1 protein-coding gene is annotated in these 12,628 nt (G+C 36.5%); it reads right to left on the bottom strand.

Going from position 1 to position 12,628, the window contains the following annotated elements:
• Positions 1-5: 5 nt before the first annotated feature.
• On the bottom strand, positions 6-12,548 hold the full coding sequence (locus tag NFR82_RS03290) for a mucin-binding protein (RefSeq protein WP_251716785.1): 12,543 nt from the start codon (positions 12,546-12,548) through the stop codon (positions 6-8).
• Positions 12,549-12,628: the final 80 nt, after the last annotated feature.

Below are 12,628 nucleotides of genomic sequence, written 5' to 3'. Positions count from 1 at the left end.
ATTTTTCATCTTTTCTTTGAAGACCAAGAAAAAGAAATTAGTGCACCTAATAAACTACCTAAACCTAAAATTGCAGATAAAGCACTATTATCTTTGCTACCAGTTTGTGGTAATTCTTGTTTACTATTGCCACTAACAGCCTTTGGCTGTGATCCATTGCCGGCTTGAGAAAGATTATCTCCGCCTCTAGGGCTGGTTGTAAGATCTCCACCTCTAGGACCAGTTGTAAAATTATGGTCTTTCGATGGTTTTTCTACATTAGGTTTACCCGGCTTGGTTGGCTTAATAGGCTTATCCGGCTTACCTGGTTTATTTGGCTCAGTAGGCTTATCCGGCTCACCCGGTTTGTTTGGCTCAGTAGGTTTATCCGGCCTACTTGGTTCAGTTGGATTGGTTGGTGGTATAACTGGTATTTCACGATAAGTTACGTAAACAGTTACTCCATCTTCTGGCATACCATCTTTAAATGTCACTGGCACAGCAGCTACCAACTCTCCCTCTTTACCATCAATTAATGTAGTATAACCATCAATCTTATCTGGTACAAAGTCTGGGAAGTCTGCTTTGCTCCATTCACCGTATTCTGTATCACCTGTAACTTCATTAGTTGTTACTGTACGAGTTACTGTGGCAGTTTGAGTGATTGTCTTTGTCTTACCATCTGGGGTGGTAACAACAATCTTTCTAGTAACTTCCTTAGATTCAGTAGTTTCATCAATGATTGGTTCGTACTTAATTGGAGTATCTTCACCAGGTTTGTCTGGAATAATTGATCCTCCATCTACTGAAGTAACAATCTTCCAACCCTTTGGTGTTGGTGGTACTGGCACCTTACCAGGCTTAGTTGGATCAGTAGGATCATTTGGATATGGGGTTGGGGTAGTTCCTGGAATTGGATTACCATCACCATCTACTTGAATCACATTACCCATTGGGTAGTAATCTACTGTGGCCTGTGCATTTAAATCGCTGTCTTGTGGATTAGTTTCATTGATTTCCACAGTGTCTTTATCTACTTGACCAGCTGATGCATAGTAGCCATCCTTAACCGGGACATTTACAACGCCATAAGTTGCACTTGGATTTTCAAATGTATAAACAACTTTTCCAGTTGCTGGATCGTAACTTTGGATTCCTGAAACTGTCACATTTTGTTTTGTTTCAGTTGAACTAGTTTGACCATCCTTTTCATGAGTGATGTAAGTGATAGTTCTAGTTCCTGTAAATGAAATTACCTTATTCAAGTAGATATTTACAGTTTGATCATCTTTATCAGTAGCAGTGAATGCTATAGCTTGTTCACCAATTCCAGTGATCTTATTACCATCTCTAGTTACATTGACATAAGTTTGACCTTTATCATCTGTTACTTCTTGGATACCTTCACCAGTTTGTAATTGTGGTGCGTAACTATTCCAATTACCGTTACTATCCTTGTCAGCTGCCCAATCAGTATAAGTTACTTCTCCAGTTACTACATTTACTGTAGCTGAACGAGAATACTTAACTGTTTGAACTACTGATTTTCCAATAACATTACCATTTGCATCATATACATTAATGGTACGAGTAATGGTCTTATTCAAATCACTATCTTTTACACCATCTGGGTAATCCTTATTAGTACCTTCAATTGGATTACCAGGTGTCTGTGGCGAAGTTGGTGGAACTTCAACAGTAGCCTCAGTGTAGTAAACAGTCACTGTACTACTTTCAGTTGTACCAGTTACAGCTTCTTCATCAATTGTTTGGTAATCACTACCCTTTTTAGTAAATGGACCATCATAACCATCTACACTTAAGTTTGGATTAGTTACTTCTCCGAATTTTTCTGCTGATCCATTCATCCATGAGTCTGCTTCATTAGTGGTATCTACTTTAATTTGTCCATTAGTCTCTTTACTTGGAGTGTACTTACCATCTATCCAAGTTCCAGAAGTATTGTAACCTAGCACTTTACCACTTGCATCTTTAACGACGTATTGTGTCAAAGTTGCTTTTTGAATAACTGTCGAAACTAAGTTGGTTGGCATTGATTTGCCACTAGTTTGATCAACATAGTTAATAGTTCTAGTGATTTGTTTTGTATTTGGAACTACATCATCTATTCGTTCATAAATAACCTTCTTATCCACACCAGGATCAGTTGGAATAAATGGATCGCCATCACTAGGAGTAACAATTACCCAGCCTTCTGGTGCAGGTGGCACAGTTACTTTTCCAGCCTTCGTTGGATTATCTGGATCATTTGGATATGGCACTGGAGTGGTACCTGGGATTGGATTACCATCACCATCTACTTGGATTACTTCACCCATTGGATGATAATTTACAGTTACATGATCATTCAACTTACTATGTACTGGATCGCTTGAATCAATAGTTACAGTCTTAGATTCAACTTCATTAGCTGATGCATAGTAACCATCTTTTACTGGTACCTTCACACTTGGGTAAGTAGCATTTGGATTAATAAATGTATAAACAATCTGCTTCTTAGTTGGATCATAAGTTTGACTTCCAGTAATTGAAATTGGTTGTGAACTATCTTTACTTTCAATCAACTTATTGTCTAGATCATAAGTATTGTAAGTAATAGTTCTAGTTCCAGTAAATGATACTTCTTTATTCAAGTAGATATTTACTGTTTGATCATCTTTATCAGTAGCAGTAAATGCTATAGCTTGTTCACCAATTCCAGTGATCTTGTTGCCATCTCGAGTTACGTTAGCATAAGTTTGACCTTTACCATCTGTTACTTCTTGGATGCCTTCACCAGTTTGTAATTGTGGTGTGTAACTATTCCAATTACCGTTACTATCCTTGTCAGCTGACCAATCAGTATAAGTTACTTCTCCTGTTACCACATTCACTGTAGCCGAACGACTATATTTAACAGTTTGGATTACTGGAGTACCAACTAATCTACCACTTGCATCATAGACGTTGATACTTCTAGTAATTGACTTATTTAAGTCACTCTCACTTACTCCCTTTGGATATGGAATATTTGTGTTAGGAATCTTATCACTTGGAACTTTTGGATCAGTTGGAGGAACTAGTACAGTATCTTCAGTATAGTAAACAAATACTTCACTATTGGTAGTCTTTCCAGTTACTTTTTCTTCGCTAACTTCTGAATAAGGAGTTTTTCCATTTTCTTCAAATGGACCGCTGTAACCATCTACAGTCAAGCTCTTATTAATCACCTTTTCAAAGTTAGCACCCGAACCATTCATCCATGATTCATTTTCATTAGTCGTGTCAACCTTAATCTGACCATTTGCTTCTTTACTTGGAACATATTTACCATTTGCTTCCCATGTTCCAGAAGTATTATAGCCAAGCACTTTGCCACTTGCATCTTTTACTGCATATTGAGTTAAAGTTACACGTTGAATTACTGGTGAAATCACATCACTTGGCATTGCCATACCAGTATTCAAATCTACATAAGTAATTGTTCTATTAATCGTTCTATATGCTGGAACTGCATCATCTAACTTTTCATAATAGATCTTTGTATTAAGGCCAGGGTTAGCTGGAGTAATTGGATTACCGTCACTTGGAGTTACGATTACCCAACCTTCAGGTGTATGCGGTACAGTAACTTTTCCTGCCTTAGTTGGATCAGAAGGATCATTTGGATAAGTTACTGAAGTAGTTCCAGGAATTTGATTACCATCACCATCTACCTGAATTAATTGTCCCATTGGATAGTAATTGACAGTAGCACGATCATTTAAATTACTATGTACTGGATCACTTGAATCAATAGTCACAGTCTTAGATGCAACTTCATTAGCTGATGCATAGTAACCATCTTTTACTGGTACCTTCTCAGTTGAATAAGTTGCACTTGGGATATCGAATGTGTAAACAACTTGCTTCTTAGCTGGATCATAAGTTTGAATACCTGTAATTGAAACATGTTGTAAACTATCTTTACTATCAATTAGCTTATTATCATGATCATAAGTATTGTAAGTAATAGTTCTAGTTCCAGTAAATGTAACTTCCTTATTCAAGTAGATATTTACTGTTTCATCATTATCCTTAGCCGTAGCTGTATTTGAAATATCTTGTGCGCCTACTCCAGTAAGCTTATTATCACCATTTGTAGTGACATTAGTGTAAGTCTTACCGCTAGCGTCAGTTATGGTTTGAATACCTTCACCCGTTTGTAATTGTGGTGCGTATTCATCCCAGTTATCTTTATCGTTTTCAGCTATCCAATCAGTATAAGTTACTTTGCCTGTTACTACATTTACTGTAGCTATACGACTGTACTTAACTTCTTGAACTACTGAAGTACCAACAAGCTTACCATCTGTATCATAAACATTAATAGTTCTGGTGATAGTCTTGTTCAAATCACTATCACTTACTCCATTTGGATATGGAATCTTGGTACCTGGGATATTTGGAATTTTGCCGTCATCACCTGGAACTATTGGCTTATCTGGTGGAACAGTGACAGTATTTTCTGTGTAGTAAATAGTGATAAGTGTCTTATCCGGAGTCTCCCCATCTACGGTCATTTCAACTACAGTTGGATAATTATTACCATTTTCTTCAAATGGACCGCTGTAACCATCTACAGTCAAGTTTGGATTGGTTACTTCATCAAAGTTCTTATTAGAACCATTCATCCAAGACTTAGCTTCATCAGTCGTATCTACCTTGATTTGTCCATTGTCTTCTTTACTTGGAGTGTATTTACCATCTTCCCAAGTTCCTGAAGTGTTATAACCAATAATCTTTCCACTTGCATCTTTAACGATAGATTGCGTCAAAGTTACAGTTTGAGTAACTGTTGGTGCCAAATTAGTTGGCATTGCTTCACCAGTGGTCTTATCTACATAGTTGATTGTTCTTGTAACTTCTTTAGTATTTTCAGTTACCTGATCCAATTTTTCATAGACAATCTTCTTATCTTTACCAGGATCTGTTGGGATAAATGGATCGCCATCACTAGGAGTAACAATTACCCAGCCTTCTGGTGCAGGTGGTACAGTTACCTTTCCAGCCTTCGTTGGATTATCTGGATCATTTGGATATGGCATTGGAGTGGTACCTGGGATTGGATTACCATCACCATCTACTTGAATCACTTCACCCATTGGGTAGTAATCTACTGTTGCCGTCGCATTCAAGTCACTGTCTTGTGGACTAGTTTCACTAATGGTCTTAGTTTCTTCTCCCACTTGACTAGCCGATGCATAGTATCCAGCCTTAACAGGCGTGTCAACTTTACTATAAGTTGCACTTGGATCTTCAAATGTGTAAACAACTTTATCAGTTGTTGGATCGTAACTTTGGCTTCCTGAAACTGTTACATTTTGTTTTGTTTCAGTTGAACTAGTTTGACTATCCTTTTCATGAGTGATGTAAGTGATAGTTCTAGTTCCAGTAAATGTGACTTCCTTGTTCAAGTAAATATTTACTGTTTCATCCTTTATAGTGTCACCGGTGTTGGCATCTGGTGCTGGCACATTAAATTTGTCCACGCCAGTGAGCTTATCACCATCTTCTGTAACATGGTCGTAAGCTTGACCATTTTCTAAGATAGATTGAATACCTTCACCAGTTTGTAAAGTTGGTGCGTATTCATCCCAATTACCTTTACCGTTTTCAGCTGTCCAATCACTATATTTAACATCTCCAGTTACTACATTTACTGTAGCAGTACGAGTGTATTTAACGGTTTGTAATACTGGGTCTCCAACAACATTACCATTTGCATCGTATACATTAATAGTACGAGTAATGGTCTTGTTTAAATCATTTTCTTCCACACCCTTAGGATATTGTTTATGGGTATTGCCAATTGGTTCACCAGGTTTATGTGGTTCAGTTGGGGGAACTTCAACAGTATCTTCAGTGTAGTAAACAGTTAAGGTACTATTTTCAGTTATACCAGTTACGTCTTCTTCTGCAATGGTTGGATATGCAGTAGTTCCATTTTCTTCAAATGGACCTGAATAACCAGCGATAGCTAAGTTTGGATTAGTTACTGCTGCCCATTTTGCATTAGTACTATTCATCCATGATTGATTTTCATCAGTCGTGTCTACCTTGATTTGACCATTGTCTTCTGTACTTGGAGTGTACTTACCATCTTCCCAAGTTCCTGAAGTGTTGTAACCAAGCACGTTGCCACTTGCATCTTTAACGATGAATTGTGTCAAAGTTACAATTTGAGTTACTGTTGGTGCCAAATTCGTTGGTATTGGTGCATTAGCATCTTTATCCACATAGTTGATTGTTCTAGTAACATCTTTAGTATTTTCAGTTACTTCATTTAATCTTTCATAAACAACCGTGGTATCTTTACCAGGATCAGTTGGTGTAAATGGATCGCCATCACTAGGGGTAACAATTACCCAGCCTTCTGGTGCCTTAGGTACCTTTACTTCTCCTGCTTTAGTTGAATCATCTGGATTATTTGGATAAGTTACTGGAGTGGTACCAGGAATTTGATTTCCATCACGATCAACTTGAATCACTTCACCCATTGGGTAGTAATTTACATTAGCTGTAGCATTCAAGTCACTATTTTGTGGGTTAGTTTGATTAATACTTACTGTATCATCACTAATTGTGCTAGTTGAAGCATAGTAGCCAGTCTTTACTGGTGCATCTACAGCTGGGTAGATTGCACTTGAATTATCGAATGTGTAAACAACTTTGTTAGTTGCTGGATCGAAAGTTTGACTTCCTGAAACTGTAACAGTTTGTGGTTCACCATTTTCAGTTGATGTCTTTTGACCATCTTTGCCATAGAAACTATAAGTAATAGTTCTAGTTCCAGTAAATGACACTGCCTTATTCAAGTAAATAATTACTGTCTGATCATCTTTATCAGTAGCACTGTAAGTAATATCTTGTGCACCTACACCAGTAATTACATTACCGTTCTTAGTAAGATTTGAGTATGGTTGACCATTACCATCAGTTACTGTTTGAATACCTTCACCAGTTTGTAAAGTTGGTGCGTAACTATCCCAATTTTTCTTATTAGAAGTCCAATCTTCATAATCTACATGTCCAGTTACGACATTAACTTTGGCCGTACGACTGTAAGTAACTTTTTGAACAATTGGATCTCCAACTTGATTGCCATCAGCATCAACAATCTTAATAGTACGAGTAATGGTCTTGTTAAGATCGCTATCGCTCACGCCATCTGGATAATTTCTCTTAGTACCTGTAATTGGTTCACCAGGTTGATGTGGTTCAGTTGGTGGAACTGTGATTACATCTTCAGTGTAGTAAACTTTTACTTCACTATTAGTAGTCTTTCCAGTTACTTCTACTTTATTAATCGTTGGATAAGGAGTTGTACCATCTGCTTCAAATGGACCTGAATAACCATATTGTTTTAGATCTGGATTAGGTGATTCAGGGAAGTTTGTACCTGGTTTTACTATCCATGATTCTGCTGGATCTGTTGTATCCACCATAATTTGTCTATTTTTCTGCGTACTTGGAATATAATTACCATTTTCATCCCAAGTTCCTTGCGTATTGTAGCCAAGTAACTTACCATCTGTGTCGCGTACTTCAAATTGATATTGAGTTGCCTTTTGGTTTGTTGGAACAACTACACTAGTTGGAATTGCCTTTCCAGTATCCTTATCAATATAAGTAATCGTTCTGGTAACTTGTTTTTCATTTTCAGATACTTTATCTAATTTTTCATAGTAGATCTTAGTATCATGACCAGGATCGGTTGGCGTAAATGACTTTTCATCATCTATATTTACAATTACCCAACCTTCAGGTGCTGCAGGTACAGTTACTTTTCCTGCCTTGGTAGCATCATTTGGATCATTTGGATAAATTACCGGAATAGTACCCTCTATTTGAGTACCATCTTGATCCACTTGAAGCAATTTACCCATTGAGTGGTAGTTTACAGTAACACTATCATTCAAAATACTATGAATTGGATCTGAATTATTGATACTTACAGTTTTAGCTGCAATATCACTAGTTGAAGCATAGTAACCAGTTTTTACTGGTACTTTGAGACTTGGGTAAGTTGCACTTGTTTGATCAAATGAATAAACAACTTTATTTGTAACTGGATCAAAGGTTTGACTACCAGAAAGAGTCACTTTTTGTGAGTCATCTACCGTAGTATCTGTAAGCTGATTATTATGATCATAAGTCTTGTAGGTAATTGTTCTAGTTCCGTTAAGAGTAATTACCTTATTCAAGTAAATGTTTACCGTCTCATCATTATCTTTTGTATCAGTAGTAGGTACAGTATATGATCCTACTCCTGTAAGTGTGTCACCATCTTTAGTTACGTTGCTGTAGGCTTGACCATTAGCATCTAAGATAGCTTGAATACCTTCACCATTTTTTAAAGTCGGTGCATATGCAGCCCAATTACTGTTTTCAGCAGTCCAGTCGGTATACTTAACAACTTCACCAGTTACGACATTTACAGTAGCTGTGCGAGTGTACTTAACAGTTTGAACTTCCTGACCTACAGATTGACCACTAGCATCAATTACATTGATGGTTCTGGTAATGGTCTTATTAAGATCATCCTCAGATACACCATTTGGATAATCCTTATTAGTACCTGTAATTGGATCGCCAGGATTCTTTGGAGCAGTTGGTGGTACATCAATAGTATTTTCAGTGTAGTAAACAGTAATATTACTATCTGTAGTTGTACCATTTACTGCTACTCCGGCAACAGTAGGATAAGCAGTACCATCTGAATCAAATGGTCCCTTATAACCATCAACCGTAAGGTCTGGATTAGTTACAGCTGCCCATTTTGCATTAGAAACATTCATCCATGAATTTGCAGCATCGGTTACATCAACCTTAATTTGGCCATTAGCATCTGTACTTGGAGTATAAACTCCGTTGTTCCAAGTTCCAGTTGTATTGTAACCAATTATTTCGCCAGCATCATTTTTCACTGCCACTTGAGTTAAAGTTACGGTTTGAGTTTGACCCTTCACCAAATCAGTTGGCATAGCAGTGTTAGTAGTCTTATCTACATAATTAATTATTCTAGTAACATCTTTAGTAGAAGTTTCAGCACTATATCTCTTAACTAAGTTGTATTGAACAATCGCATTGTTGTAGTAATACTTCACTTGTTGACCAAATTCAGGTGTTCCCATAGGAGCATCAGTTTGCCAACTCTTCTCAGTTGGTCCAATTAATTGCACACTACCAATCACATAACCCTCAGGAATTAAAGCCTTATCAGCAGCCGTTAAGTTAGATAAAACTTGTGTTTCAGTAGGCATTGTAGCCTGATTATCATTTAAATTATAAGTTAGATCCGGAATATCAATTGTCTTGGTAGTTCCATCTTGATCTACGTAACTATAACGAGATGTGATCTTTGCAGTGCCATTAATACTTATACTTGGAAGTTTAGTGCCCTTATTGGTATAAGTAGCAAAACCTGGAATATATAAAGAAGTTTGGACATAGCCATTCTTTTGTGCATCTTCTGCAATCGTAGGATCAGTTCCAGGGATAATGATTCTTCCTAAAGTAGCATTTGGAGCAAGATTTGGAATGGAAACCTTGATAGTTTTAATTTTAGACCAATCAGTAACTTGATCCTCTGTTTTAAAGGCATCTGCATTTGGTTCACTACCACTATAGAGATCAAATGTTTCGTCAGAATAAGTAACGGTATAAGGTGCTTGTACATCTCCAGGATACTTTTCAAAAGTAGCTGGACCACTTAATTCAAAGTCAAAACCAGAACCAAGAGATGTTTGAGGTACAGAAATATAAGCATTTCCATTTGTTACACTGCTAGTTAATCCATTAGGAACTGATACTGATATATCTATCTTAGGCGAGCCTTTATCATTCGATGTTCCTTGGTTGGTATAATCCGAATTCTGATTACCTTTAATCATTGGGGCAGTTGTAATTCCTGCAATCTGTTGAATAGTCCATGTTCCTCCGCCGAGGTGATAAAGATTATTTACATTACCTTGCACCCAAGAAGTATCAAATGGATTAGTCGCTGAATTGGTTGAAAAATTATTTTTTGTGCTGTCAGAATATTCCGTATTTGCTAGTTTAGTAGTTGAACTAACTATATAAATATCCCATGGAGAAGAGCCATTTGTAGCATCAGCATTATTATTTAACGCAACCTCTGTATTTGCATTCATACCGGCATTAAAGTAATACTTAGTGCCAGTGTAATCTATTTTGACAACGGTTCTTCCATCATCAGCTAAAAATGAAGTAACTTTCGGCGTGGCAGTAGAATCTCCATTCACATTAGGTACTTGTAAAGAAAGAGGTGACGTTACATTAGTAGTAGCAGGAATTACGTAGTAGAATATTGGCTCATAAATATTAAGTGTAGTAGTTGTATTATTTACACCATAAGTAACAGAAATATATCCTGAATTTTGCTGACTACTCTGCGTATTACCTTGCCAAGCAAAGGCATTTAAATAACTTGTTAGATTCTCCGGTAACACAACCTGTTGCCTCTGCTTAGCTATCCAAGTTTTATCTCCAGTAGCAGTACTACTGATAGAAACTGTAGTTTCTAATTGTGCTCCATTTGGAATTGCATCCCCATTTTGATATTTTTCATTCGCATGACCATAGGCAATAAAGGCGTTTACACTGGTATTTTGACTTCTAAGATCATTTGCAGGTAAAGCAGAAGTTTGTGCCCCAATGGCAACCTCATTAGGAGTAAAGACTGCCGATTGAATATTACCGCCTTCTGGTACACTTACACTTTCACCGGCTGCTACTGTTCCACTCAATGTAGTTCCATCAGTTAAAGTAAAAGTATAAGCATAACTTGTTGTACCAGGTAAATTATCAGAAGTATGGGGTGTACTGATTTTATTTACTGTTAACCCATCAGGAAAATCAACTTTGATTTTCATATCATCTTTATATGAAAAGATAGTACTATTTGTAAAACCAAAGTAGTTTACTACTATATCATTTTTTGTTACTGGTAAAATATTGTTATTACCGCCATAAGCCTCTGCAATTGTCGGACTAAAATCTCCAAGTGGAATACTAGTCTCTTTACCAATAATCGTATCAGTAAACGATGGCACGGTAGCTTCCATTGTTTGTGCATTAGCACCATCACCCAATTTCTGCACAATAGTAATTGGTTTATCTGCTGAAACTATTAAATCTTTTTCTGGTTGAGGAATATCATATCTTCCTGCTAATTGATATCCAGGAATATTTTCTTGATTCCAGTATTGTTTTCCTGCTCCCTTAGGTACTTCAATAATAATATCGGTTCCTTTACCATTTGGCTGAGTAATAGTTGTTTTGTACTGTTCTGTGAAGCCATTTAATGACTTAGTGGCAGCTTCATCTAAAATAAATCCATCGGGTACTGGAATAGTGATTGTAGTTCCATAATTAACGGCACTATTAACAATATTTGACGCATAGCCATCTGAATTTACTCCAGGTGTTTCATTTACTTTAAAAGTATAGGTAACATTTGTATTTACTGGTACCCCTTTTACATTTGTAGGATCAGGATTAGTTCGTACAGGTGATTGAGGGTTCCATTCAGGTTTAATTGTTTGAGTAAATGTAAGTGGTGTTTGTTCAACACCATCAACTGACCAAGTAATCTTTTTTTGAGTTTCACCAATATCAGCTAGTGGAGTTGGTTCACCAGCATAATTAGTTTTAGTGGTAAGTGTAATAGGGATTTTAACAAGACCATCATAAGTAATATCGTAAGTAAAAGTTCTTCCATCAAGGGAAACAGTCTTTGTTCCATAATTTGGATCGAGAGGATCAGTTTTTATGTCGTAGATTCCATCGGGAATAGTTATAACGTATTTTCCAGCACCATTAGTATCAAGTTGAAGTGTAATATTGTTCTTTCCTTCTACATTCCCTACTTTATTATTATTTATAATCATTTCTGCTCTACCGTCTGAAGTAGAAACATACATATCATCCGACACTGTAGGAGTTGGAAGTGAAGAAGTAGACTTTTGCGCTAAAGAAGCCTTTAAATTAGTTAAAGACTTACCTTCTTTAGTAGTTCCTGAGATCAAATCCGCAACTCTTACTTCATTAGTTTCAGCACTATCTTCTGTTTCCTTACTTTGAACAGTATCCCCATTCACATTTTTGACTTGATTGTCTGCCTTACCTAAGTCAGAACTTTTAACAACATTCGAAGTTACTTGTTGATTTTGCTCAGCTGAATCCTCTACACTCTTTTTAGATTCGTTCTTATTATTTTGAATATCATCATTTTTACTTTGACTATTATTGCCTGATAAAGGTACTTCTTTTTGTTGAATTTTTTCACTTTCAGAATTTTGATTTTCTTCTGCTGAAACTGCATCATTTGAACCTTCATCGAGCCCAGTAGCCGCATGCACAGTATTATTATCAAAAATTAAAAATGCACCAATTGCAGCTGACACCAACAAACCAGAATTAAGTTTTCTAAAAGAGAAATGTTGACGTACTTGACCAGTACTTTTTTCCCTTTCTAAAGTATTTTTACGAGATAATCTCTTCATCATTTTCCCCTATTTTTCTCTAAATCTATACTAAATATTGTTTTCTTACTATTTAAATTCCATCATGTGTTTTTTTATTA

This window comes from Lactobacillus agrestimuris, assembly GCF_943193025.1.
Lineage (GTDB): Bacteria > Bacillota > Bacilli > Lactobacillales > Lactobacillaceae > Lactobacillus > Lactobacillus agrestimuris.
The sequence above is the reverse complement of the archived record's forward strand: the minus strand, read 5'-3'. Positions and strand labels throughout refer to the sequence as shown.

Excerpts from the sequence above, each read along its gene's own strand:
- NFR82_RS03290 (WP_251716785.1), bottom strand. The coding sequence starts at position 12,548 with ATGAAGAGATTATCTCGTAAAAATACTTTAGAAAGGGAAAAAAGTACT.